The sequence below is a fragment of the Kitasatospora sp. SUK 42 genome (genome assembly GCF_015776785.2).
Classification (GTDB): Bacteria; Actinomycetota; Actinomycetes; order Streptomycetales; family Streptomycetaceae; genus Kitasatospora.
The window spans coordinates 443,560-467,393 of the sequence record NZ_LFMD02000002.1 but is presented as its reverse complement, the minus strand read 5'-3'; the positions used below and the strand labels follow the sequence as shown (position 1 = coordinate 467,393).

Below are 23,834 nucleotides of genomic sequence, written 5' to 3'. Positions count from 1 at the left end.
CGGGGGCCTCCATGATGGTTCGGGACAGAACGCCACGCCCCGGTCCAGGAGCACGCAGTGCCACAGCAGCAGACGAGCAGTCCCGATCAGGGGCAGCGATTCGACTGGTGGGCCGTTCCGGCCGCCGCCACCGCCTCCGAGTCGGCCGCCGAGCCGCTCCGGACGGCGGTGCCGGCCCAGCCGACGCCCACCCGTACCGCCCCCGACCGGCCGACGGCCGTCGGCCCCGATCAGGCCTTCGTGCCCGATCCGGCCTTCGCCCCCGATTCGGCCTTCGCGCCTGATCCGGCCTTCACGTCCGACCCGGCGTCCGACGACGAGCCCGAGCCCGAGCCCGTCGCCGCGTACGAGCCGCCCGTGCTCGACAGCACCGAGGTCTACCGGGCCGTCCAGGCCAGCGCGGCCTTCCAGGAGATCCGCCGCAGCTACCGGGCGTTCGTCCTCCCGACCAGCTGCGCCTTCCTCTGCTGGTTCCTGGTCTACGTGGCCGCCCAGGCCGCCGCCCCCGTCGCGATGCGCAGCGAGGTGGCCGGTCCGCTCAACGTGGCCTGGCTGCTCGGCCTGCTGCAGTTCGCCTCCACCTTCCTGCTCGCCTGGCTCTACGCCCGCAACGCCCGGACCAAGCGCGACCGCGCGGCCCTCGGCCTGCGCTGGGACACCCAGGACCAGCTGCGATGACCACCGTGACGACCATGACCGCCGTGATGACCACCGCCACCCCGCCCCCCGTCGCCCCCGCCGGCGACCACCACGACATGGCGATCGCGCTGTTCGCCGTCGTCGTGGTGGTGACCCTCGGCATCACCCTCTGGGTCGGCCGCCAGGGCAACGCCGCCGAGGACTTCTACGCCGGCGGCCGCGACTTCACCCCGCTGCAGAACGGCTTCGCCCTCTCCGGCGACTACCTGTCCGCCGCCTCCTTCCTCGGCGTCGCCGGGCTGATCGCCCTGTACGGCTACGACGGCGTGCTCTACAGCATCGGCTTCCTGGTCGCCTGGCTGGTCGTGCTGATGCTGGTCGCCGAACTCGTCCGCAACGCCGGGCGGTACACCCTCGCCGACGTGCTCGCGCTGCGGCTGCGCCACCGCAAGGTGCGCGCGGCGGCCGGCGGCGCCAGCGTCATGGTGACCCTGCTCTACCTGGTCGCCCAGATGGTCGGCGCCGGCTCGCTGGTGGCCCTGCTGCTCGGTACCGGCAGCCCGCACGCCCGTACCTGGACCATCGTCGCGGTCGGCGCCCTGATGATCGTCTACGTGACGATCGGCGGGATGCGGGCCACCACCTGGATCCAGATCGTCAAGGCCTTCCTGCTGACCGCCGGCTCGGTGCTGCTCACCGTGCTGCTGCTGGTCCGCTTCCACGGCGACGTCTTCGAGCTGATGCGCCAGGCCGCCGACCACAGCGGCGCCGGGGCCCGCTACCTCGAACCCGGCCTCAAGTACGGCGCCACGCTCACCAGCCGGCTGGACTTCTTCAGCCTGGGCCTGGCCCTGGTGCTGGGCACCGCGGGCCTGCCGCACATCCTGTCCCGCTTCTACACCGTGCCCACCGCGCGGGCCGCCCGCCGCTCCACGATGTGGGCGATCGGACTGGTCGGCGGCTTCTACCTGATGGCCATCGTGCTCGGGCTCGGCGCCACCGCGCTGGTCGGCTCGGCCGAGGTGCGCCACGCCAACTCGGCCGGGAACACGGCCGTTCCGCTGCTCGCCCTGGTGCTGGGCGGCGGCAACGGCAGCACCGGCGGGGCGGTGCTGTTCGCACTGATCTCGGCGATCGCCTTCGCCACCATCCTGGCCGTGGTCGCCGGGCTGACCCTGGCCTCCTCGGCGGCCTTCGCCCACGACATCTGGGCCGGCGCCTGGCGCGGTCGCCCGCGCACCCGCCGGGGCCGGATCGTGGAGAAGCCCAGCGAGCAGCAGGAGGTGGTGGTCGCCCGGTTCGCCGCCGCCGGGATCGGTGCGGCCGCGATCGTGATCAGCCTGTTCGCCCAGCAGCTGAACGTCGCCTTCCTGGTCGGCCTGGCCTTCGCGGTGGCGGCGTCCTCGAACCTGCCGGTGCTGCTGTACAGCCTGTTCTGGTCGCGGTTCACCGCTCGGGGCGCGGTCTGGTCGGTGTACGGCGGGCTGCTCCCGGCGATCACGCTGGTGTTCTTCTCGCCGGTGGTCTCCGGCTCCAAGGAAGCGCTGTTCCCCGGCATCGACTTCCACTGGTTCCCGCTGGAGAACCCCGGCATCATCTCCATCCCGCTCGGCTTCCTGGCCGGCTGGATCGGAACCCTCACCTCGGCCGAGCCCGCCGACGCGGACCGCTTCGCCGAGCTGGAGGTGCGTGCCCTCACCGGTGCGGGCGCGGCGTAGGGCTCTGCCCGGGCGTCGCGTCCCGGGGAACCCCGGCGGGCCTGGGGCCGCCGGGGTTCCCCCCTGTTCGGACCCTGTCCGGAACCGGTTCGGAACCTGCCTGGAATCCGCCCGGCGCCGCGTCCGACGCCGGCCGGTCAGGCCCGGGCGGCCAGTCCGTAGCGGTGTTCCGGGCGGCCGGTGTCGCCGTAGCGCAGGGTCAGCCGCAGCCGGCTGTCCCGCTCCAGCTGCTTGAGGTAGCGCTGCGCGGTGGAGCGGCTCAGCCCGGTGGCGTCGGCGACCTCCTGGGCGGACAGCGGCCGGCAGGCCCGGCGCAGCACGCCCAGCACCAGGTCGGTGGTGGGCGCCGAGTGCCCCTTGGGCAGGGACCCGGCCGGGGTGGAGACGCTGCGCAGGGTCGCGAACAGCCGGTCCACCTCGTCCTGCCCGGCCTCCCGGGCCGGTGCGGCCAGCGCGTGCCGCAGTTGCGCGTAGGAGACCAGCTTCTCCCGCAGCCCGGCGAAGGTGAACGGCTTGACCAGGTACTGCAACGCGCCGTGCTGCATCGCGGCGTGCACGGTGGAGACGTCCCGGGCGGCGGTCACCATCACCACGTCGCAGGTCACCTGCCGCTCCCGCAGCCGGCGGACCAGGGCCAGGCCGGTCTCGTCCGGCAGGTGGTGGTCGAGCAGCAGCAGGTCCACCGGGCGGCGCTCCAGTGCGGCCAGCGCCTCCCCGGCGGAGTGCGCGGTGCCCGTCACCCGGAAGCCCGGCACCCTGGCCACGTACGCGGCGTGCACGTCCGCGACCCGGAAGTCGTCGTCCACCACGAGTACGTCGATCATCACGCCTCCACGAGCTGAGCGGTGAGCAGGGCCTCGGGCAGTTCGACGGTGAACCGGGCGCCGCCGAGCGGGCCGGTGTCGAGCACGATCCGGCCGCCGGTCCGTTCGACCAGTCGGCGCACCATCGCCAGGCCCAGCCCGCGCGGACGGTGCGCGGGCGCGTCCTTGCTGGTCCACCCCTCCTCGAAGACCTGCTCGCGCAGTTCCTCGGGTACGCCCGGGCCGCTGTCCGCGACCTGGAGCAGCAGGGTGGAGCCGGCCGCGGCCAGGCTCACCTCCACGCCGCCCCCGCCCGGCGCCAACGCGTCCACCGCGTTGTCGATCAGGTTGCCGAGGACCGTCACCAGCGCCCGGGTGTCCACCACGGTGTCCGGCAGGTGCGCCGCCGGGGCGAGCGCCAGCCGCACCCCGCGTTCGCCGGCCACCGCCGTCTTGCCCGCCAGGAGGGCGGCGACGTGCGGATCCCGCACCTGCTCGGCGATCCCGGCGGCGACCACGGCGTGCGAGCCGGACTGCTCGGAGATGAAGGCCACCGCCTGTTCGTGGCGGCCGAGTTCCAGCAGGCCGAGCAGGGTGTGCATCCGGTTGGCGTGCTCGTGGTCCTGGGCGCGCAGCGCCTCGGTCAGGCTGCGGGTGGTGTCCAGCTCGCGGACGAGCGACTCCAGCTCGGTCCGGTCGCGCAGCGTCACCACCGCCCCGCCCTCGGCGGTGGTCATCCGGTTCACCACCAGCACCCGGTCGTCCCGGACGGCGGGCAGGTCGGCGCCGGTGATCCGCCCGGTGAGCACGTCGGCCAGTCGGCCCGGGGGCAGCACCTCGGCGATCGGGCGGCCGGTGCAGTCCCCGGGCAGGCCGAGCAGCCGGACCGCCTCGTCGTTGGCCAGCCGGATCCGGCCGCGCTCGTCGAGTGCGACCATGCCCTCGCGGATGCCGTGCAGCATCGCCTCGCGTTCGACCAGCAGCGCGGAGATGTCGGCCAGCGCGATGTTGTGGGTGCGGCGCTTGAGCCGGCGGGCCAGGGCGAGGGTGGCCACCGTACCGGCGGCCAGGCCGGCGCCGGCGCACAGCAGGATGCCGGTGAGCATCTTCAGCAGGCGGCGGCGGATCGAGTCGTCGCTGATGCCGACCGACACCTCGCCGACGATCCTGCCGTCCGCCGCGCGCAGCGGGACCTTGCCGCGGGCGGTGCGGCCCAGGGTGCCCTCCTGGATGGCGGTGACGCTGCGGCCGTTGAGGGCGGGTTCGGGGTCGGTGCTGACCCGGTGGCCGATCCGGTGCGGGTCGGTGTGCGAGAGGCGGATCCCGTCCAGGTCGGTGACCACGACGAAGCTGGCGCCGGTGGCCAGGCGGATCTGCTCGGCGTTGCGCTGAGCGGTCACCGGGTCGCGGATGTCGGCGGCCCGGGCGATCGTCTCGTCGGCGGCGGTGGCCTGGGCGATGGACAGCGCCCGCTGCATCGCGTCGTGGTCCAGCTCGCTGCTGACCGGGGCCAGGAACAGTCCGGCGGTGACGGCGGTGACGCCGACGGTGACGACGGTCTGGCTCAGCAGCAGCTGGGCGAAGACCCGGCGGGGCCAGTGGGGGAGCTTCATCCGGGCCTCCTCTCGGTGGGGGTGGGGGGAGGGTGGCTCTTCGTTCCCGCAGTTGTAGCGGAAGCAAAAGGAGCAGAACACCCCTCAATGCGGAGAAGTCGCACTACGCGAAGAAGGCTCCCGCCGGGGCGGGGCCCGCTCCTACCGTCCTGGGGCAAGCACTGACCCGGGAGGATTGCATGACTGACACCCCGGCGATCGAGCTGACCGGCGCGACGAAACGCTTCCGCACCCCTTCGGGGGCGCTGCACACCGCCGTCCGCGATCTCGATCTGACCGTCGCCCAGGGCGAGTTCGTCGCCGTCGTCGGGCCCACCGGTTGCGGCAAGTCCACCACGCTGACCCTGGTCAGCGGCCTGGAGGAGCCCACCGAGGGCGAGGTCCGGGTGTACGGCGAGCCCGTGCGCGGGATCGACCCCAAGGTCGGGTTCGTCTTCCAGCAGGACGCCGTCTTCCCCTGGCGCACCGTCCTGTCCAACGTGATGGCCGGGCCGCGCTTCCGCGGCGTGCCCACCGCCGAGGCCAGGGAGCGGGCCCGGGACTGGCTGGGCCGGGTCGGCCTGGCCGCCTTCGAGGACCGTTACCCGCACCAGCTGTCCGGTGGCATGCGCAAGCGCGTCGCGCTCGCCCAGACCTTCGTCAACGACCCGTCGATCCTGCTGATGGACGAGCCGTTCTCGGCGCTGGACGTGCAGACCCGCGCCCTGATGTCCGACCAGCTGCTGGAGCTGTGGGCCGGAACGGGCTCGTCGGTGGTGTTCGTCACCCACGACCTGGACGAGGCGATCGCGCTCGCCGACCGGGTCGTCGTGATGACGGCGGGCCCCGCCACCGTCAAGGAGGTCTTCACCGTCGACCTGCCGCGCCCGCGCACCGTGGAGGCCGTCCGGCTGGAACCGAGGTTCGTCGAGCTGTACCGCGAGATCTGGGCCTCGCTCGGCGAAGAGGTGCGCATCACCCGGGAGAGAGGAGCGGGTCGTGCCGCTTGAGACCGTGCGGACCGAGGCCGGAAGGGCCCCGGCCGCCACGACCAGGACCGAGGCCCGCGAACGGGCCGCCCGCAACCGCAGGTTGGGCGTCCACGCGGCCCGGGCCGGGGTGCTGGCCGCCTTCCTCGGGCTGTGGGAGGTGTGCGCCCGCGCGGACGTCATCGACCCGTTCAACTTCTCGCAGCCGTCGAGGATCTGGGACCAGATCTGGCAGTGGGTCAGCCACGGCACCGCGCAGGGACCGCTCGGCGAGCAGATCGGCTACACCCTGTACGAGGCGCTCAGCGGCTGGGTGATCGGGGTGACCGGCGGTGTGCTGCTGGGCATCGCGCTGGGCCGGGTCCGCTTCCTGGCCGACGTGTTCGGGCCGTACATCAAGGTGCTCAACGCCATCCCCCGGATCGTGCTCGCCCCGATCTTCCTGATCTGGTTCGGTCTCGGCCCGGCCTCCAAGGTCGCCTCCGCGGTGGTCCTGGTGTTCTTCCCGGTGTTCTTCAACGCCTTCCAGGGCGCCCGCGAGGTGGACCGCAACCTCGTCGCCAACGCCCGCATCCTCGGCGCCGACAACCGCAGGGTCACCCTCCAGGTGGTCATCCCGGCCGCCACCACCTGGATCTTCACCAGCCTGCACGTCAGCTTCGGCTTCGCGCTGATCGGCGCGATCGTCGGCGAGTACATCGGCGCCACCAAGGGCCTCGGCCTGCTGGTGGCCGCCGCCCAGGGCACCTTCAACGCGGCCGGGGTGTACGCCGCCATGACCATCCTCGCCGTGGTCGCACTGCTGACCGAGGGGCTGCTGACCTTCGCCGAGAAGAAGCTGTTCCGCTGGAAGCCCGCGGACGCGGGCGACGGCCGCTGAACTCCCCCTCCCGCCCGTACCAGAGAGGCCCCACCCATGCGCCCGAACCCGACCGGCAGAGTCGTTGCCGCCGCCCTCGCCGCCGCCCTGCTCCTCCCGCTCTCCGCCTGTGCCAACGACGCCGCCACCTCCACCCACGGCGCCGCCGCCCCGGCCGGCCGACAGGTCGACGGACCCAAGGTCAAGATCATGGTCGGCGGCCTGGACAAGGTCATCTACCTGCCCGCGATGCTCACCCAGCGGCTGGGCTACTTCGCCGACGCCGGCGTCAACGTCGAGCTGATGAGCGAGCCGGCCGGCGTCAACGCCACCACCGCGCTGCTGGCCGGCGACGTCCAGGGCGCCGTCGGCTTCTACGACCACACCATCGACCTCCAGGCCAAGGGCAAGAACGTCGAATCCGTGGTGCAGTTCGCCCAGGCCCCCGGTGAGGTCGAACTGGTCTCCACCAAGCAGGCCGACGCGATCAGGTCCGGCGCCGACTTCAAGGGCAGGAAGCTCGGCGTCACCAGCGTCGGCTCCTCGACCGACTTCCTCACCAAGTACCTCGCGGTCAAGAACGGCACCGCCGTCAGCGAGTTCAGCCCGATCGCGGTCGGCGCCGGTCAGACCTTCGTCGCCGCGCTGCAGCAGGGCAGCATCGACGCCGGGATGACCACCGACCCGACCGTCGCCAACGTCCTCGACAAGGGCCTCGGCAAGATCCTCTACGACATGCGCACCCCCGAGGGCTCGCGCCAGGCGCTCGGCGGGCTCTACCCGTCCTCCGCGCTGTACATGAACACCGACTGGGTGGAGAAGAACAGGGAGACCACCCAGAAGCTCGCCAACGCCTTCGTGAAGACCCTCAAGTGGATGTCCACCCACAGCCCGGAGGAGATCGCCGCGCAGATGCCCGCGGACTACGCGCAGGGCGGCGCCGAGCAGTACGCGGCGGCGATCAGGTCGACCCTGCCGATGTTCACCACGGACGGGGTGATGCCCGCCGACGGTCCGAAGACGGTGCTCGACGTGCTCGCCGCCTTCCACCCGGACGTCAAGGGCAAGGAGGGGACGATCGACCTGTCCCGGACGTACACCACGGAGTTCGTCGGCAAGGCCACCGGCTGACGCCCCTGCGGCACGACGGTCCCGCGCTCACCCCCACGGGCGCGGGGCCGTCGTGTCAGACGCCCCGTACGGAGAGCACGTCCATCCGCGACGGCGTCCCGGCGGCCTTGCCGCAGCTCTCCGGACGCGGCGGCTCGCTCACCGTCTCGATCACGTCCACCTCCCAGGCCCGGCCGTCCCGGTGCAGCACGTTCACCAGCCAGCGGCCCTCGCCGTCCGGCCGCTGCGTCAGCGTCAGCGCGTCCACCGCGGTCTCGCCGGTCGCCAGCCGCACGGCGTGCTCGGCCGCCTGACCCGGGCGGTCCCAGCCCGAGCAGCCCCGCGACCACTCCGGCACCATGTGCCCGGCCGCTGTCGCCGCCAGCACCTCCTTGGCGGTCTCCGGCGTCAGCCGCCCGTACGCGTAGCCGTACGGCAGCACCAGCATGGTGGGGGAGAAGCGGTGCCCGCCCAGGTGCGTCACCTCCCACACCTCGCTGTGCCCGGCCGCCGCCAGCTCCGCGGCGAGCGGACGGCCCAGCAGCGCGCAGCAGCGGTCCCGGCGGCCGTTGGTGCACACCAGCGCCACCGGGCCGCCGACGTGCTCGGCCCCGAAACCCGCGTGATCCCCGGTCCCCAGCGCCGCGAAGTCCAGCTCCAGCAGCTCCGCCGGAGCCGCCGCCTCCGCCCGGCGCACCCAGCCGCGGCCCGGCACCGTGTGCGCCACGATCACCTCGTGCCGCGCGGTCGGCAGGCAGTCCGCGTGCCGCCCCGGCCGCCGGATCAGCGCCACCCGGACCCCTGTCCCCGCCGCGGCCACCTCCAGGGCCCGCCCGGTCGCCTCGTCCAGGTGGCTCTCGGCCAGCGCCTTCGCGCCCCACGGGCCGTTCTGCTCGACCAGCAGCCAGGTGGTCGCCGCCGCGGCGGTCGCGGCCAGCGGCTCCGAAAGTTCACGCGACACGGTCGCACAGGTGCTCACCCGCGCAAGGCTACCCCCGGCGGTTCGGCCGGGCCCGGGAACGGTTGAGCACCGGAACGGACCCGCCCGGGAACGGCCGAGGGCGGGGCGCCCGTAGGCACCCCGCCCTCCGAAGGGGCCCGCTACGCCGGGCCGGCCACCACCGCGACCGGCGTGGTCACCGGGGTGCCCGAGCCGTCACGGCGCGGGTCGCGCTCCGGCAGGTCGACCGGGGCGCCCTTGGCCGTGGCCGCACGGGCGGGGGCGGCACCGGCCCAGGCGAAGGCCAGCCTGTCCTCGCCGCGCAGGAAGCGCTGGCAGCGCACGCCGCCCGTCGCCCGGCCCTTGCGCGGGTACTGCTCGAACGGCGTGACCTTCCAGGACGTCTGCTCCTCGCCGGACAGGGTGTCCGAGGCGGCCGCCACCGAGACCACCACCGCGTCCGCCGCCGGATCCACCGCCGTGAAGGACAGCACCCGGGCGCCGTCCGACAGCTTGACGCCGGCCATGCCGCCCGCCGGGCGGCCCTGCGGACGGACCTGGCCCGCCGGGTAGCGCAGCAGCTGGGCGTCCGAGGTGATGAAGACCAGGTCCTCCTCGCCGGTGCGCAGTTCGACCGCGCCCACCAGCTCGTCACCCTCCTTGAGGGCGATCACCTCGAACTCGTCCTTGTTCGCCGGCCACTCCGGCACCACCCGCTTCACCACGCCCTGCACCGTGCCCAGCGCCAGCCCCGGCGAGGACTCGTCCAGCGTGGTCAGCCCCAGCACCCGCTCGCCGGCCTCCAGCCGCAGGAACTCGCCCACCGCGGCACCGCCCGCCAGCGTCGGCGACGGCATCGGCGGCAGCGCCGGCAGGTCGATCACCGGCAGCCGCAGCACCCGGCCCGCCGACGTCACCACGCCCACGTCCGCCCGCGCCGTCGCGTGCACCGCCGACACGATCACATCGTGCTTCGCCCGCTTCTCCGACAGCTCGAACGGCTCCCCGTCCGCCGTGCGCGCCAGCAGCCCCGTCGAGGACAGCAGCACCCGGCACGGGTCGTCCGCCACCTCCAGCGGCACCGCCAGCGACGCCGACGGCACCGCGCCCGCCTCCAGCAGCACCGTGCGCCGCTCCGTCCCGAACTGCTTGGCCACCGTGCCCAGTTCGGAGGAGACCACGCTGCGCAGCTTGGTGTCCGACTCCAGGATCTCGGTCAGCTCCGCGATCTCCGAGTTGAGCTTCGCCTTCTCCTGCTCCAGCTCCACGCGGTCGAACCGGGTCAGCCGCCGCAGCGGCGTGTCCAGGATGTACGCCGTCTGCGTCTCCGACAGCGAGAAACGCTCCATCAGGCGTTCCTTCGCCTGCTGGGCGTTGTCACTCGATCGAATGATCGCGATGACCTCGTCGATGTCGAGCAGGGCCACCAGCAGGCCCTCGACCAGGTGCAGCCGCTCCTCGCGCTTGCGCCGGCGGAAGTCGCTGCGCCGGCGCACCACGGTGAAGCGGTGGTCGACGTAGACCTCCAGCAGCTCCTTCAGCCCCAGCGTCAGCGGCTGCCCGTCCACCAGCGCCACGTTGTTGATGCCGAAGGTCTCCTCCATCGGCGTCAGCTTGTACAGCTGCTCCAGCAGCGCCTCCGGCACGAAGCCGTTCTTCACCTCGATCACCAGCCGCAGCCCGTGCTCGCGGTCGGTCAGGTCCTTGACGTCCGCGATGCCCTGGAGCTTCTTCGCGTTGACCAGGTCCTTGATCTTGGAGATGACCTTCTCCGGGCCGACGTTGTACGGCAGCTCGGTGACCACGATGCCCTTGCGGCGCGCCGTCACCGACTCCACCGTCGTCGTGGCCCGGATCTTGAAGGTGCCGCGGCCCGACTCGTACGCGTCCCGGATCCCCGACAGGCCCACGATCCGCCCGCCCGTCGGCAGGTCCGGACCGGGGACGAACCGCATCAGCGTGTCCAGGTCCGCGTTCGGGTGCTTGATCAGGTGCCGGGCCGCCGCCACCACCTCGGACAGGTTGTGCGGCGGCATGTTCGTCGCCATGCCCACCGCGATGCCCGTCGCGCCGTTCACCAGCAGGTTCGGGAACGCGGCCGGCAGCGCCAGCGGCTCCTGCTCGCTGCCGTCGTAGTTCGGGCCGAAGTCGACGGTGTCCTCGTGGATCGACTCCACCATCGCCATCGAGGCCGCGGTCAGCCGCGACTCGGTGTAACGCATCGCGGCCGGCGGGTCGTCGTTGCCCAGCGAACCGAAGTTGCCGTGCCCGTCGATCAGCGGCAGCCGCATCGAGAACGGCTGCGCCATGCGCACCACGGAGTCGTAGATCGACGCGTCGCCGTGCGGGTGCAGCCGGCCCATCACCTCGCCCACCACCCGGGCGCACTTCACGTGCGCGCGGTCCGGGCGCAGGCCCATCTCGTTGGCCTGGTACAGGATCCGGCGGTGCACCGGCTTCAGGCCGTCCCGTGCGTCGGGCAGCGCACGCGAGTAGATCACCGAGTAGGCGTACTCCAGGAAGGAGCCCTGCATCTCGTCCACGACGTCGACGTCGAGGATCCGCTCCTCGAAGTCTCCGGGCGGCGGGGTCTGCGAACTGCGGCGGGCCATCGCGGCGGGGCTCCCTTACGTGTCGCTGGCTGTGTCTCGGTCGGTCGTCGGTCGTTCGTTCGGTCGGCCTACGCCGTCCTGCCCTCGGCCCCGTCAACCGGAGGCGGTCAACAGGGCGTGGCGCCCCCATTGTGGACCCTCGCACCGACACACCCGGTCAGCGGCCCTCTTCCGCCCCTGGCGAACGCCCCGTCCGCGCGGACACATCCGGGGCGCCCGTGCGTTGCACCACAATGGGGGACGCCACACGAACCCCGACATCGACGACGGGAAGGACCCGAGCGCATGGCCAACCCGGCCCCCGCCTCCAGCCGAGGCATCGCCATCACCGAGCACCGCCTGGCCAACGGCCTGCGCGTCGTCCTCTCCGAGGACCACCTCACCCCGGTCGCAGCCGTCTGCCTCTGGTACGACGTGGGCTCCCGGCACGAGGTCAAGGGCCGCACCGGCCTCGCCCACCTCTTCGAGCACCTGATGTTCCAGGGCTCCGCCAACGTCTCCAACAACGGGCACTTCGAGCTCGTCCAGGGCGCCGGCGGCTCGCTCAACGGCACCACGAGCTTCGAGCGCACCAACTACTTCGAGACCATGCCCGCCCACCAGCTGGAGCTCGCCCTCTGGCTGGAGGCCGACCGGATGGGCTCGCTGCTCGTCGCCCTCGACGAGACGTCCATGGAGAACCAGCGCGACGTCGTCAAGAACGAGCGCCGCCAGCGCTACGACAACGTTCCGTACGGCACCGCCTTCGAGAAGCTCACCGCGCTCTCGTTCCCCGACGGCCACCCGTACCACCACACCCCGATCGGCTCGATGGCCGACCTCGACGCCGCCACCCTCGACGACGCCCGCGCGTTCTTCCGCACCTACTACGCGCCCAACAACGCCGTCCTGTCCGTCGTCGGCGACATCGACCCCGAGCAGACCATCGCCTGGGTCGAGAAGTACTTCGGCTCCATCCCCGCCCACGACGGCAAGCAGCCCCCGCGCTCGGGCGAACTGCCCGAGACCATCGGCCGCGAGCTGCGCGAGCAGATCAACGAGGACGTCCCCTCCCGCGCCCTGATGGCCGCCTACCGGTTGCCGCACGACGGCACCCGCGAGGCCGACGCCGCCGACCTCGCCCTCACCATCCTCGGCAGCGGCGAGTCCAGCCGCCTCTACAACCGGCTGGTCCGCCGCGACCGCACCGCCGTCGCGGCCGGCTTCGGCCTGCTCCGGCTGGCCGGCGCCCCCAGCCTCGGCTGGCTCGACGTCAAGACCTCCGGCGACGCCACCATCGAGCAGATCGACGCCGCCGTGGACGAGGAGCTCGCCCGCTTCGCCGCCGAGGGCCCGACGACCGAGGAGCTGGAGCGCGCCCAGGCCCAGATCGAGCGCGAGTGGCTCGACCGGCTCACCACCGTGGCCGGCCGCGCCGACGAACTCTGCCGCTACGCCGTCCTGTTCGGTGACCCCAAGCTTCTGAACAACGCCCTCCCCAAGGTCCTCGACGTCACCGCCGAAGAGGTCCAGGCCGTCGCCAAGGCCCGGCTCCACCCCGACAACCGGGCCGTCCTCGTCTACGAGCCGACCGCCGCCGCTTCCGACGCCGCTTCCGAAGAGGAGGGTGCCGCCGTATGAGCACCGACCACGTTCCCGCCATGACCTTCCACCCCCAGCCGCAGCCCGGCACCCCCAGCCCGTGGGCCTTCCCCGCCCCCGAGCGGGCCGCCCTCGGCAACGGGATCACCGTGCTGCACTGCCACCGGCCCGGCCAGCAGCTGGTCGCCGTCGAGGTCCTGCTCGACGCCCCGCTCGCCGCCGAACCCGAGGGCCTCGACGGCGTGGCCGGCATCCTCGCCCGCGCCTTCAACGAGGGCACCGACACCCTCACCGCCGAGGAGTTCGCCGCCGAGCTCGAACGTGCCGGCGCCACCCTCGACGCGCACGCCGACCACCCGTGCATCAGGCTCTCCCTGGAGGTCCCCGCCTCCCGGCTCCAGCGCGGCCTCACCCTGCTCGCCGACGCCCTGCGCGCTCCCGCCCTCCCCGAGGAGGAGATCGAGCGCCTGGTCGCCAACCGCCTGGACGAGATCGTCCACGAGCAGGCCAACCCGGCCCGGCGCGCCGCCAAGGCCCTGTACGCCGAGCTCTTCGACGCCGCCGACCGCCTCTCCCGGCCCCGCAGCGGCACCGCCGACACCGTCAAGTCGATCGACCGTGCCGCCGTCCGGGCCTTCTACGAGGCCCACGTGCGCCCCGCCACCGCCACCGTGGTCGTGGTCGGCGACCTCACCGGGGTCGACCTGCCCGCCCTGCTGGAGAGCACCCTCGGCGCGTGGACCGGCTCGGCCGCCGAGCCCTCCGCGCACGCCCCGGTCACCGCCGACGACCGCGGCCGCGTGCTCATCGTCGACCGCCCCGGCTCCGTCCAGACCCAGCTGCTCATCGGCCGGATCGGGCCGGACCGGCACGACCCGGTCTGGGCCGCCCAGATCCTCGGCACCTACTGCCTCGGCGGCACCCTCACCTCCCGCCTGGACCGCGTCCTGCGCGAGGAGAAGGGCTACACCTACGGCGTGCGGGCCCTCGCCCAGCCGCTGCGCTCCGCCGCCGACGGCAGCGGGCGCTCGCTGCTGGCCATCAGCGGCTCGGTGGACACCGCCTCCACCGCCCCCGCGCTGGCCGACACCTGGACCATCCTGCGCACCCTCGCCGCCGAGGGCCTGACCGACGCCGAGCGCGACGAGGCCGTGCAGTTCCTGGTCGGCGTCGCGCCGCTGAAGTACGAGACCGCGGGCTCGGTCGCCGGCACCCTGGCCGACCAGGTCGAGCAGCACCTCGCGGACGACTACCAGGCCGAGGTCTACCGCCGGCTGGCCGAACTGCCCACCGCCGCGGCCACCGAGGCCGTGGTCGCGGCCTTCCCGCCGGACCGCCTGGTCACCGTCCTGGTCGGCGACGCCGCCGTGATCGCGGAGGACGTCCGGGCGCTCGGGATCGGCGAGGTCACCGTCGTCAGCTGACGCCCGTCGTGGTGCCGTCCGGCCCGGTGGAGCACCCGCTCCGCCGGGCCGGACGCGTTTTTAAATCCGTTGCGGGCCCGGTCCGTTCCGTGGATAGATGTTCCCCGGCGCACAGCACGTGCGAACTGCGACGAACGAAGGGAGGCGGTCACCATGCGGGTCGAGCGAACCATACGACGCTCCCCAAGGCCGTACCTCCCCTGTTCCGCCCCGGCTGCCTGAGCGCACCCACCCCCGAACTTCCCCGAGCCGCGCCGGGATTCCTCGCGCGGCGATCCCTTCCTGAACCACCCGACCTCTGGAGGTCGTTCAACCATGACGCACACCGAGGTGCCCGGAATCCGGGTGCCGATCCGGATGTGGACCGACCCGGCCACCGTCGAGGGCCAGGCCATGCAGCAGCTGCGCAACATCAGCTCCCTGCCCTGGCTGCACGGCCTCGCCGTGATGCCCGACGTCCATCTGGGCAAGGGCGCGACCGTCGGTTCCGTCATCGCCATGAAGGGCGCGGTCTGCCCGGCGGCCGTCGGTGTCGACATCGGCTGCGGCATGAGCGCGGTGAAGACCTCCCTCACCGCCAAGGACCTCCCGGACGACCTGTCCCGCCTGCGTTCCAAGATCGAGCAGGCCATTCCGGTCGGCCGCGGCCTGCACACCGACCCGGTCGACCCGAGCAAGCTCCACGGCTTCCGCACGGCGGGCTGGGACGACTTCTGGCAGCGCTTCGACGGGGTGGCGGAGGACGTCAAGTGGCGCCGCGAGCGGGCGATGCAGCAGATGGCGACGCTCGGCGGAGGAAATCACTTCATAGAACTGTGCGTTGACACGACTGGTGTGGTCTGGCTGATGCTGCACTCCGGTTCCCGGAACATCGGCAAGGAGCTGGCGGAGCACCACATGGGCGTCGCCCGCTCGCTGCCGCACAACCAGGGCCTGATCGACCAGGACCTCGCGGTGTTCATCGCCGACACCCCGCAGATGAACGCCTACCGCCAGGACCTCTTCTGGGCGCAGGAGTACGCGAAGCACAACCGCGCCCTGATGATGGCGCTCTTCCAGGACGTCGTCCGCCGTGAGTTCCCCAAGGCCAAGGTCGGCTTCGACGAGGTGATCAGCTGCCACCACAACTACGTGGCGGAGGAGACCTACGACGGCGTCGACCTGCTGGTCACCCGCAAGGGCGCGATCAAGGCGGGCACCGGCGACTACGGGATCATCCCGGGCTCGATGGGCACCGGCTCCTACATCGTCCGCGGTCTGGGCAACGAGGCGGCGTTCAACTCCGCCTCGCACGGCGCCGGCCGCAAGATGAGCCGCAACGCCGCCAAGAAGCGGTTCACCACGCACGACCTCGCCGAGCAGACCAAGGGCGTGGAGTGCCGCAAGGACAGCGGTGTGGTGGACGAGATCCCCGGCGCCTACAAGAACATCGAGAAGGTCATCGAGCAGCAGAAGGACCTCGTCGAGGTGGTCGCGCACCTCAAGCAGGTGGTCTGCGTGAAGGGCTGACCGGGAAAACGGATCGGGGTGCCGCCACAGTGTGGCGACACCCCGATCGGGCGCGTGACGCGAGAGGGCTCAGGCGGCGGCCGGGAGCTCGTCGAGGCCCTCGGCGACCAGCTTGGCGAGGCGGTCGAGGGCCTCGTCGGCGTTGTCGGCGTCGGAGGCGAGGATGACCTCCTCGCCGCCCTGGGCGCCCAGGCCGAGGAGGCCGAGCATGGAGGCCGCGTTGACCGGGTTGCCGCCGGGCTTGGCGATGGTGATCGGCACGCCGGTGGCCGTGACGGCCCGGACGAAGATGGAGGCGGGACGGGCGTGCAGGCCCTCGGCCCAACCGATGGTGACGCGGCGCTCAGCCATGAGACGTGCCTTTCCGGTGAAGCTGGTCACGGCCGTGCTCTGGGGGGAGCGGGGGAAGCGGCCATGTTGTCTAGACCAGTGTTGCACGCAGACAACCCCATCGAGCCGTCGCGTTCGGGACTTGTGATTGTTTCTTTTCGGGGCATAAGGCCCGGTCGGTGGCCCTGCCCACCCTGCCGCGAGCACACGGCTGACGCCATTCGGCTCGCTGCCGGATAACCTGACGAATGTGGAAGACCCCGCGGTGGCGAACTCCGAGCAACCCGACTATCCGCAGCACTGGGAAGCGGACATCCTGCTGCGAGACGGCGGCACGGCCCGGATCCGGCCGATCACTCCCGCCGACGCCGGGCGGCTGGTCGAGTTCTACGGCCAGGTGTCGGACCAGTCCAAGTACTTCCGGTTCTTCGCCCCCTACCCGCGGCTCTCCGACAAGGACGTCCGCCGCTTCACCCATCACGACTTCGTGAACCGGGTCGGCCTCGCGGTGGTGATCCGGGACCACTTCATCGCGACCGTCCGCTACGACCGGATCGACGCCGAGGGCCGCCCCTCCGACACCGGCACGGACGCCGAGGTCGCCTTCCTGGTCCAGGACGCCCACCAGGGCCGCGGCGTCGCCTCGGCCCTGCTGGAGCACATCGCGGCCGTGGCCCAGGAGCGCGGCATCCGCCGCTTCCAGGCCGAGGTGCTGCCGGAGAACCGCAAGATGGTGAAGGTCTTCACCGACGCCGGTTACACCCAGCGCCGCAGCTTCGCCGACGGTGTGGTGCACCTGGAGTTCGACCTCGAACAGACCGACCGCTCGCTCGCCGTGATGCGCGCCCGCGAGCACCGCGCCGAGGCCCGCTCGGTGCAGCGGCTGCTGACCCCGCGCTCGGTGGCCGTGATCGGGGTCTCCCGCAACCCGCAGACCGTCGGCCGGGCGATCCTGCGCGACCTGCTGGGCACCTGCGACACCGAGTTCGAGAGCCGGTACGAGGCCAAGGACGACCCGCGCACCGTCCACGCGGTGAACCGCAACGCCCCGCCCGGCACCGTGCTGGACGGCGTCCCGGTCCACCGTTCGATTCTGGACATTCCCGGGCCGGTGGACCTCGCGGTGATCGCCGTGCCCGAGGGCGCCGTCCCCGCCGCCGTCGCCGAGTGCGGCGCGCACGGCGTGCAGGGCCTGGTGGTGGTCACCGCCGGCTATGCGGAGACCGGACTGGAGGGCCGCGACCGCCAGCGCGCCCTGGTCCGCCAGGCCCGCGCCGCCGGGATGCGGGTGATCGGCCCGAACGCCTTCGGCCTGATCAACACCGACCCCGAGCGCCCGCTGAACGCCTCGCTCGCCCCGCACCTGCCCGACCGCGGCGGCTTCGGGATCTTCTGCCAGTCCGGGGCGATCGGCGTGGCCCTGCTGGAGTCCGCCCACAAGCGCGGCCTGGGAGTCTCCTCCTTCGCCTCGGTCGGCAACCGCTCGGACGTCTCCGGCAACGACTTCCTCCAGTACTGGGCCGAGGACGAGGCCACCGCGGTGGTGCTGCTCTACCTGGAGTCCTTCGGCAACCCGCGCAAGTTCACCCGGATCGCGCGCCGCCTGGCCGCCGCCAAGCCGATCGTGGTGGTCAAGGGCGCCCGGCACACCGGCAGCCTGCCGCCCGGCCACGCCGTTCCGGCCACCGCCACCGGCCTGCGCGACGCGACCGTCGACGCGCTCTTCGAACAGGCCGGGGTGACCAGGGTCTCGACCATCACCGAGCTGTTCGACACCGGAGAACTGCTCGCCCAGCAGCCGCTGCCGCCCGGCGACCGGGTCGCCGTGGTCGGCAACTCCGACTCGCTCGGCCTGCTCACCTACGACGCCTTGCTGAGCGCCGGCCTTCGCCCGTGCACTCCCGTCGACCTCACCACCGCCGCGACCGGCGAGAACTTCCGGATCGCGCTGGACGTCGCGCTCAGCGACCCCGCCGTGGACGCCGTGATCGCCGTCGCCATCCCGCCGATCGGCACCTCCGCCCACGCCTTCATGGGCGGTCGGCTGACCGGTCCGGACGACCCCGAGATGGGCTCGGACGATCCGGAGATCGCCACCGCCCTGCTCGAAGCGGGCGTCCGCGCACGGGAGTTGGGCAAGCCCCTGATGCTGACCCACCTGGCCCTGACCGACCTGCCGGTCCGGCTGCGCCCCGGTGGCATCCCCGCCTACGCGGCGCCCGAGCGCACGGTGCGCGCCCTCGCGCACGCCGTGCACTACGCCCAGTGGCGCCGCCGCACCGCGGAGGCGGAGGAGACGGCGCGCGTCCCGGAGCTGGACCGGATCGACGAGCCCGGCGCTCGCACCCTGGTGGAGGCGGCGCTGAGCACCCGCGCCGCGATCTCCCGCCCGTCGCCCACCACCACCCTTGTTCGGGGCGCTACGCGCCGCTCCCTCTCGTTGCGCACCCAGCCCGGCGGCGCCCGGATCACCCTTCCGGACGCCGAGGCCGGCGAGCTGCTGGCCCGCTACGGCATCGACGTCTCGCCCACCCTGCCGGCCCCGGACGAGGAGACGGCCGTCGCGGCCGCGACGACGCTCGGCTACCCGGTGGCCCTGAAGGCGACCGCCCCGCACCTGCGGCACCGCTCCGACCTGGGCAGCGTCCGCCTCGACCTGACCGGCGAGGCGGGCCTGCGCCGGGCCCACCGCGAGCTGGACGTCCTGCTCGGCGGCGCCGCCGGGGCCCGGCTGGTGGTGCAGCGGATGGCCCCGCGCGGAGTGGACACCGTGATCGGCGCCACGGTCGACCCGGCGGTCGGCGCGATCCTCTCCTTCGGTCTGTCCGGCGCACCGGCCGAACTGCTGGGCGACGTGGCCCACCGGCTGGTCCCGGCCACCGACCAGGACGTCGCCGGCCTGATCCGGGAGGTACGGGCGGCGCCGCTGCTGTTCGGCTGGCGGGGCGCCGAGGCGGTGGACACCGGCGCCCTGGAGGAGCTGCTGCTGCGGGTCTCGCAGCTGGTGGACGACGTGCCGGAGATCGCCTCGGTGGACCTCGAACCGGTGGTCGTCGCTCCGCACGGACTGGCGATCCTGGGGGCACGGGTTCGGGTAGCTCCGCTGCCCGTCCGCAGCGATCTGGGCCCGCGCGCCATGAGCACGCTGTAGCCTTCCTTGGTTGCGCCCGCCCGTGGGCGCTGTTGTCCGAAGCTCGGCGCCGCACCGCCCGCTTCGTCGGCGGACCATGCCAGGATGGAGTTATGGCGAAGACCGGTACCACCAGCACTCAGGACCTGCGCTCGGCGATCGAGCGCAGCGGCTACTACCCGGCCCTGGTGTCCGAGGCGGTGGAGTCCGCGGTGGGCCCGGAGCCGATCAGCTCCTACCTGGTGCACCAGGAGACCACCTTCGACTCCAACGAGGTGCGCCGCCACGTGACGGTGCTGGTGCTGACCCCGACCCGGTTCGTGGTGAGCCACACCGACGAGCAGTCCGGCGACGCGGGCAGCCCCGCGGTGCCGTACGCGACGACCTCGACGGAGAGTGTCCGGCTGGACCGGATCGGCTCGGTCGTGGTGAGCCGGATGGTGGCGAACCCGGAGACGTACACGCCCGGGACGCTGCCGCGCGAGGTGGTGCTGACGATCGGCTGGGGAGCGGTGCAGCGCCTGGACCTGGAGCCGGCCGGCTGCTCGGACCCGAACTGTGAGGCGGACCACGGCTACACCGGCTCGGCGACGGCTGACGACCTCTCACTGCGGGTGAGCGAGGCCGGCGACGGCCCTGAGACGGTGGCCCAGGCCCTGGTGTTCGCCCGGGCGCTGTCCGACGCGACGATCAACAACGGCCCGCGGGTCTAGGGCCCGTCCCAGGGCGTCTCCCGCGGACCCTCGCCGGGTCCGCGACGCCGGGGCCTGATCCGAGGAGATCCACAGGTCAAGCCCTGATCACCGCCGCTTCCGACCGCTACGAATCCGGTTCCATGTCCTTCGCACCCTTCGACGGCTACGACGCCTTCGAGATCCTCGACCCGGCCACGGCCCCCGCGCCCCCCTACGGCAGCGGCTCGCTCTGTGACCTGCTGCCCTCGGTGGCGGCGGGCCTGGGCGTCCCGGGGTTCACCGCCACCCTGCCGATCGCGCCGGCCGACCGGGCGGTGGTGTTCCTGGTGGACGGCCTGGGCTGGGAGCTGCTGCTGCGCCACCCCGAGTACGCGCCCTTCCTGTCCTCGCTGGCCGGGAGCTCGCTGGGCGGCACCGGCCGTCCGCTGACCGCGGGCTTCCCGTCCACCACCGCGACCTCGCTGGCCTCGGTCGGCACCGGCACGCCGCCGGGCCTGCACGGCCTGGCCGGGTACACGGTGGCGGTGCCGGGCGCGGGCTACCTGATGAACCAGCTGCGCTGGCAGCCGCACACCGACCCGCAGGCCTGGCAGCCGTACCCGACGGTCTTCGAGCAGACCGACCGGGCCGGGGTGGCGACCGCGCAGGTGTCCTCCCCGCTGTTCGCCCAGACCCCGCTGACCAAGGTGGCGCTGTCCGGCGGCACCTTCCTGGGCCGCACCACGGGCGAGGAGCGGATGGACCTGGCCGCCTCCTGGCTGGCCGAGCACGACCGGGCGCTGGTGTACACCTACGTCAGCGAGCTGGACGGCGCGGGCCACCGCTTCGGGGTGGACTCCGACGAGTGGCGGATGACCCTGGACGCGGTGGACCGGCTGGCCCGCCGCCTGGCCGAGCAGCTGCCGCCGCGCTCCGCGATGTACGTGACCGCCGACCACGGCATGATCGACATCGCGCCGGAGGACCGGATCGACTTCGACGAGGACTGGGAGCTCGGCGCCGGCGTCGCCCTGCTCGGCGGTGAGGGCCGGGCCCGGCACGTGTACGCCGTGCCGGGGGCCGAGGCCGACGTGCACGCGGTCTGGAGCGAGGTGCTGGGCGACCGGATGTGGGTGGCCACCCGCGACCAGGCGATCGCGGCGGGTTGGTTCGGCCCGACCGTGGACGAGCGGGTGTACCGGCGGATCGGCGACGTGGTCGCCGCGGCGCGCGACGACATCGCGATCACCGCATCCCGCAACGAGCCCGGCGAGTCCGCGATGATCGGACTGCACGGCTCGATGACTCCGGTCGAGCAGTTCGTGCCGTTGCTCGAAGTCCGCGGCTGAGACGGTCCCTTGACCCTTCTGTGCCCGAACCCCCTTGATGTGAAAGGCCCTTGCTCCACCCATGGCTGAACTGGTGTTCTTCTCGGGCACGATGGACTGCGGCAAGTCGACGCTGGCGCTGCAGATGGACCACAACCACACCGCGCGCGGTCGCCGGGGCGTCATCCTGACCCGCAACGACCGGGCGGGCGCCGCGACCATCTCCAGCCGGCTCGGCCTGCGCGCGGACGCGGTCGAGGTGACGGACGACTTCGACTTCCACGCGCACGTGGTGCACCGGCTCTCGGCGGGCGGCCGGGTGGACTACCTGATCTGCGACGAGGCGCAGTTCTTCGCCGCCGAGCAGGTCGACCAGTTGGCCCGGGTGGTGGACGAGCTGGACATCGACGTCTACACCTTCGGCATCACCACGGACTTCCGTACCCGGCTGTTCCCCGGCTCCCAGCGGCTGATCGAGCTGGCCGACCGGGTGGAGGTGCTCCAGGTCGAGGCGCTGTGCTGGTGCGGCGCGCGGGCCACCCACAACGCCCGGACGGTGGGCGGGGTGATGGTGGTCGAGGGCGCCCAGGTGGTGATCGGTGACATCTCGGTGGACGAGGACGAGGTCGGCTACGAGGTGCTGTGCCGCCGTCACCACCGCCGCCGCCTGACCGCCGCGACGGCCCGTGCCTCGGTGCTCTCCCCGGACGTGCTGCCCTTCGAGGAACAGCAGGCCTAGGCCGCGGCTTCCAGCACCGAGAAGTGCCCGCCCTGCGGGTCGGCCAGCCGGGCGGCGCGGCCGTGGGCGGTGTCGTGCGGATCGACCAGGATCCGGCCGCCGAGCTCGACGGTGCGACGGGCGGCCAGGGCGGCGTCGCGGACCGCGAAGTGGGTGCGCCAGCGCGGCGGGTGGCCGCGCAGGTCGGCGTGGTGGCGGATGCCCGCGACCGGGCGGCCTTGCACGAACAGTGCCGACTCGCCGTCGGTGGGCCGGACCGGGCGGTCGAGCACGGTGGCGTAGAAGGAGGCGGCGCCGTCCGCGTCCGGGGTGAGGAGTTCGGCCCAGGCCGGGCCGCCGGGTTCGACCCCGGTCTCCCGACCGAGGTGCTCCTCGCCCTGCCAGAGGCCGAAGACGGCGCCGGAGACGTCGGCGACGATGGCCATCCGTCCGGCGCGTTCGGCCTGTAGCGGCCCGACGGCGACGGTGCCGCCGCACTCGCGCACCAGCTGGGCGGTGCGGTCGGCGTCGTCCACGGCGAAGTAGGTGGTCCACTGCACCGGGAAGCCGGTGGCGGTGGAGACGCCCAGGCCGGCGACGGGTGCCCCGTCGAGCTCGGCCCGGACGTAGACGCCGAGTTGGGCCGGCCCGGGGGAGTACGTCCAGCCGAGCAGTTCGCCGTAGAAGGCGCGGGCGCCGGGCAGGTCGTGCGTCAGCAGGCTGACCCAGCAGGGCGTGCCCTGGGCCAGTCGGAGTTCCACCGCGGGCAATGCGGGCCTCCTCGGGGGTGGTCGGCGCGCGGGGATCCTCGCGCGCGAGGGTGATGCTTCCACCCTGGCGCGCGCCCAACCCTCGGGCCGCGCGGAAAGTCCGGCAAAGAGCGCACAAAAGAGCGGCGGCCCGGGTGCGTCGTGCTGCGCGACAATGACCGGCATGACCACCTACAACGAGGGTTCCCCGCTGATCTCCGCGGCCGAGCTGCACGAGGCGCTCGGCGCCGGGCGTCCGCCGGCGCTGCTGGACGTGCGTTACCAGTTGGTCGGCGCCGCGCCGGGCGGGCCGACCGCGGCCGAGGAGTACCGGGCCGGACACCTGCCCGGAGCCCACTTCGTCGAGCTGGACCGGGACCTCGCCGCCCCGCCCGGCGCCCCCGGCCGGGGCGGGCGCCACCCGCTGCCGGACCCGGAGGAGTTCGGCGCCGCGATGCGCCGCTTCGGGGTGAGCGCCGACCGCCCGGTCGTCGTGTACGACGGCGCGGCCTCGATGGCGGCGGCCCGGGCCTGGTGGCTGCTGCGCTGGGCCGGGCACCGGGACGTCCGGGTGCTGGACGGCGGCTTCGCGGCCTGGCGGGCGGCCGGGCTTCCGGTGACGGCCGAGGTGCCGGAGCCGGAGCAGGGCGACTTCGAGCCGGAGCCGGGTCGGCTGCCGACGGTGGACGCGGACGGCGCCGCGGCCTGGGCGCGCGACGGACTGCTGCTGGACGCCCGGTCGGGGGAGCGCTACCGGGGCGAGACCGAGCCGGTGGACCCGCGGGCCGGGCACGTCCCGGGCGCGGTGTCGGCGCCGACGGCCGAGAACGTGGGCCCGGACGGGCGGTTCCGGCCGGCCGCCGAGCTGGCGGCCCGGTTCCGGGCTCTGGGCGCGGGGGAGCGGAGGACCGCGGTGTACTGCGGCTCGGGCGTGACGGCGGCGCACCAGATCCTGGCGCTGGAGGTGGCGGGCCTGGACGCGACGCTGTACCCGGGTTCGTGGAGCGAGTGGTCGAGCGACCCGGGCCGCCCGGTGGCGGTGACCGACCAGCCGGGCTAGCCCGGACACGTCGAAGGGGCGGGGAGGCCCGGCCTCCCCGCCCCTTCGACGGCCCTGCTAACAGCTGTC

The 23,834-nt window shown here is 73.1% G+C and carries 19 protein-coding genes; 13 read left to right on the top strand and 6 right to left on the bottom strand.

The window, feature by feature from the left end; translation table 11 throughout:
• Positions 1–57 precede the first annotated feature (57 nt).
• Together RZ50_RS30010 and RZ50_RS01970 are read left to right on the top strand one after the other, a co-directional pair.
• Positions 58–678, top strand: a complete 621-nt coding sequence (locus RZ50_RS30010; RefSeq protein WP_308271200.1) for a DUF485 domain-containing protein — start codon at positions 58–60, stop codon at positions 676–678.
• 26 nt (positions 679–704) lie between these two features.
• On the top strand, positions 705–2,357 hold the full coding sequence (locus tag RZ50_RS01970; RefSeq protein WP_196949591.1) for a cation acetate symporter: 1,653 nt from the start codon (positions 705–707) through the stop codon (positions 2,355–2,357).
• A gap of 137 nt (positions 2,358–2,494) precedes the next feature.
• Here the strand turns inward: RZ50_RS01970 and RZ50_RS01965 are convergent, their stop codons facing one another.
• Positions 2,495–3,181, bottom strand: a complete 687-nt coding sequence (locus RZ50_RS01965) for a response regulator (RefSeq protein WP_196949581.1) — start codon at positions 3,179–3,181, stop codon at positions 2,495–2,497.
• Positions 3,181–4,773: a sensor histidine kinase gene (locus tag RZ50_RS01960; protein ID WP_196949580.1), complete on the bottom strand. Its 1,593-nt coding sequence runs from the start codon at positions 4,771–4,773 to the stop codon at positions 3,181–3,183. Before RZ50_RS01960 ends, RZ50_RS01965 begins: the two co-directional genes overlap by 1 nt.
• Positions 4,774–4,952: 179 nt before the next feature.
• On the opposite strand from RZ50_RS01960, the gene RZ50_RS01955 reads away from it, so the two are divergent.
• Genes RZ50_RS01955 through RZ50_RS01945 form a run of 3 tightly spaced genes read left to right on the top strand, consistent with a single transcriptional unit; the run spans position 4,953 to position 7,731 of the window.
• Positions 4,953–5,762 carry an ABC transporter ATP-binding protein gene (locus RZ50_RS01955; RefSeq protein WP_196949579.1) on the top strand — a complete coding sequence of 270 codons (810 nt, stop codon included), beginning with the start codon at positions 4,953–4,955 and terminating at the stop codon, positions 5,760–5,762.
• The gene (locus RZ50_RS01950; protein ID WP_196949578.1) at positions 5,752–6,621 is read left to right on the top strand and encodes an ABC transporter permease; all 870 of its coding nucleotides are present in this window, start codon (positions 5,752–5,754) and stop codon (positions 6,619–6,621) included. The genes RZ50_RS01955 and RZ50_RS01950 overlap by 11 nt, the downstream gene beginning before the upstream one ends.
• A gap of 36 nt (positions 6,622–6,657) precedes the next feature.
• Positions 6,658–7,731, top strand: a complete 1,074-nt coding sequence (locus RZ50_RS01945) for an ABC transporter substrate-binding protein (RefSeq protein WP_196949577.1) — start codon at positions 6,658–6,660, stop codon at positions 7,729–7,731.
• Positions 7,732–7,786: 55 nt separating this feature from the next.
• Here RZ50_RS01945 and RZ50_RS01940 read toward each other — a convergent pair whose 3' ends face one another.
• Both RZ50_RS01940 and RZ50_RS01935 read right to left on the bottom strand, forming a co-directional pair.
• Complete coding sequence (locus RZ50_RS01940; protein ID WP_196949576.1) at positions 7,787–8,689, bottom strand: sucrase ferredoxin; 903 nt, start codon at positions 8,687–8,689, stop codon at positions 7,787–7,789.
• Between the two features lie 122 nt (positions 8,690–8,811).
• Positions 8,812–11,262, bottom strand: a complete 2,451-nt coding sequence (locus tag RZ50_RS01935; protein ID WP_196949575.1) for a DNA topoisomerase (ATP-hydrolyzing) subunit A — start codon at positions 11,260–11,262, stop codon at positions 8,812–8,814.
• Positions 11,263–11,547: 285 nt separating this feature from the next.
• On the opposite strand from RZ50_RS01935, the gene RZ50_RS01930 reads away from it, so the two are divergent.
• The 3 genes from RZ50_RS01930 (at position 11,548) to RZ50_RS01920 (ending at position 15,776) form a co-directional block, all read left to right on the top strand.
• Positions 11,548–12,882, top strand: coding sequence for a pitrilysin family protein (locus RZ50_RS01930; RefSeq protein WP_196949574.1), 1,335 nt, complete (start codon positions 11,548–11,550; stop codon positions 12,880–12,882).
• Positions 12,883–12,902: 20 nt separating this feature from the next.
• Positions 12,903–14,267 (top strand): pitrilysin family protein, encoded by a 1,365-nt coding sequence (locus tag RZ50_RS01925; protein WP_196949590.1) that lies wholly within the window; start codon positions 12,903–12,905, stop codon positions 14,265–14,267.
• Between the two features lie 315 nt (positions 14,268–14,582).
• Entirely contained in the window at positions 14,583–15,776 is a 1,194-nt protein-coding gene (locus tag RZ50_RS01920) for an RtcB family protein (RefSeq protein ID WP_196949573.1), read from the top strand.
• Positions 15,777–15,845: 69 nt separating this feature from the next.
• On the opposite strand, the gene RZ50_RS01915 is transcribed toward RZ50_RS01920, so the two are convergent.
• Entirely contained in the window at positions 15,846–16,127 is a 282-nt protein-coding gene (locus RZ50_RS01915; RefSeq protein ID WP_196949572.1) for an HPr family phosphocarrier protein, read from the bottom strand.
• Between the two features lie 229 nt (positions 16,128–16,356).
• On the opposite strand from RZ50_RS01915, the gene RZ50_RS01910 reads away from it, so the two are divergent.
• The 4 genes from RZ50_RS01910 to RZ50_RS01895 all read left to right on the top strand — a co-directional run bounded on the left by RZ50_RS01910 (position 16,357) and on the right by RZ50_RS01895 (position 21,977).
• Positions 16,357–19,257 (top strand): GNAT family N-acetyltransferase, encoded by a 2,901-nt coding sequence (locus RZ50_RS01910; RefSeq protein WP_308271196.1) that lies wholly within the window; start codon positions 16,357–16,359, stop codon positions 19,255–19,257.
• 92 nt (positions 19,258–19,349) lie between these two features.
• Positions 19,350–19,949, top strand: coding sequence for a DUF5998 family protein (locus tag RZ50_RS01905; protein ID WP_196949571.1), 600 nt, complete (start codon positions 19,350–19,352; stop codon positions 19,947–19,949).
• A gap of 122 nt (positions 19,950–20,071) precedes the next feature.
• Positions 20,072–21,259 (top strand): alkaline phosphatase family protein, encoded by a 1,188-nt coding sequence (locus RZ50_RS01900; protein WP_196949570.1) that lies wholly within the window; start codon positions 20,072–20,074, stop codon positions 21,257–21,259.
• Between the two features lie 61 nt (positions 21,260–21,320).
• Positions 21,321–21,977, top strand: a complete 657-nt coding sequence (locus tag RZ50_RS01895; protein ID WP_196949569.1) for a thymidine kinase — start codon at positions 21,321–21,323, stop codon at positions 21,975–21,977.
• Here the strand turns inward: RZ50_RS01895 and RZ50_RS01890 are convergent.
• Positions 21,974–22,717, bottom strand: a complete 744-nt coding sequence (locus RZ50_RS01890) for a VOC family protein (RefSeq protein ID WP_374199893.1) — start codon at positions 22,715–22,717, stop codon at positions 21,974–21,976. The genes RZ50_RS01895 and RZ50_RS01890 overlap by 4 nt on opposite strands.
• Positions 22,718–22,889: 172 nt before the next feature.
• Between RZ50_RS01890 and RZ50_RS01885 the strand changes: the two genes are divergently transcribed.
• The gene (locus RZ50_RS01885; RefSeq protein ID WP_196949567.1) at positions 22,890–23,765 is read left to right on the top strand and encodes a sulfurtransferase; all 876 of its coding nucleotides are present in this window, start codon (positions 22,890–22,892) and stop codon (positions 23,763–23,765) included.
• Positions 23,766–23,834 lie beyond the last annotated feature (69 nt).

Coding starts and splice junctions, on each gene's coding strand:
- RZ50_RS01920 (WP_196949573.1), top strand. CDS start 14,583: ATGACGCACACCGAGGTGCCCGGAATCCGGGTGCCGATCCGGATGTGG.
- RZ50_RS01915 (WP_196949572.1), bottom strand. CDS start 16,127: ATGGCTGAGCGCCGCGTCACCATCGGTTGGGCCGAGGGCCTGCACGCC.
- RZ50_RS01945 (WP_196949577.1), top strand. CDS start 6,658: ATGCGCCCGAACCCGACCGGCAGAGTCGTTGCCGCCGCCCTCGCCGCC.
- RZ50_RS01905 (WP_196949571.1), top strand. CDS start 19,350: ATGGCGAAGACCGGTACCACCAGCACTCAGGACCTGCGCTCGGCGATC.
- RZ50_RS01885 (WP_196949567.1), top strand. CDS start 22,890: ATGACCACCTACAACGAGGGTTCCCCGCTGATCTCCGCGGCCGAGCTG.
- RZ50_RS01895 (WP_196949569.1), top strand. CDS start 21,321: ATGGCTGAACTGGTGTTCTTCTCGGGCACGATGGACTGCGGCAAGTCG.
- RZ50_RS01955 (WP_196949579.1), top strand. CDS start 4,953: ATGACTGACACCCCGGCGATCGAGCTGACCGGCGCGACGAAACGCTTC.
- RZ50_RS01960 (WP_196949580.1), bottom strand. CDS start 4,773: ATGAAGCTCCCCCACTGGCCCCGCCGGGTCTTCGCCCAGCTGCTGCTG.
- RZ50_RS01935 (WP_196949575.1), bottom strand. CDS start 11,262: ATGGCCCGCCGCAGTTCGCAGACCCCGCCGCCCGGAGACTTCGAGGAG.
- RZ50_RS01965 (WP_196949581.1), bottom strand. CDS start 3,181: ATGATCGACGTACTCGTGGTGGACGACGACTTCCGGGTCGCGGACGTG.
- RZ50_RS01930 (WP_196949574.1), top strand. CDS start 11,548: ATGGCCAACCCGGCCCCCGCCTCCAGCCGAGGCATCGCCATCACCGAG.
- RZ50_RS01900 (WP_196949570.1), top strand. CDS start 20,072: ATGTCCTTCGCACCCTTCGACGGCTACGACGCCTTCGAGATCCTCGAC.
- RZ50_RS01970 (WP_196949591.1), top strand. CDS start 705: ATGACCACCGCCACCCCGCCCCCCGTCGCCCCCGCCGGCGACCACCAC.
- RZ50_RS01925 (WP_196949590.1), top strand. CDS start 12,903: ATGACCTTCCACCCCCAGCCGCAGCCCGGCACCCCCAGCCCGTGGGCC.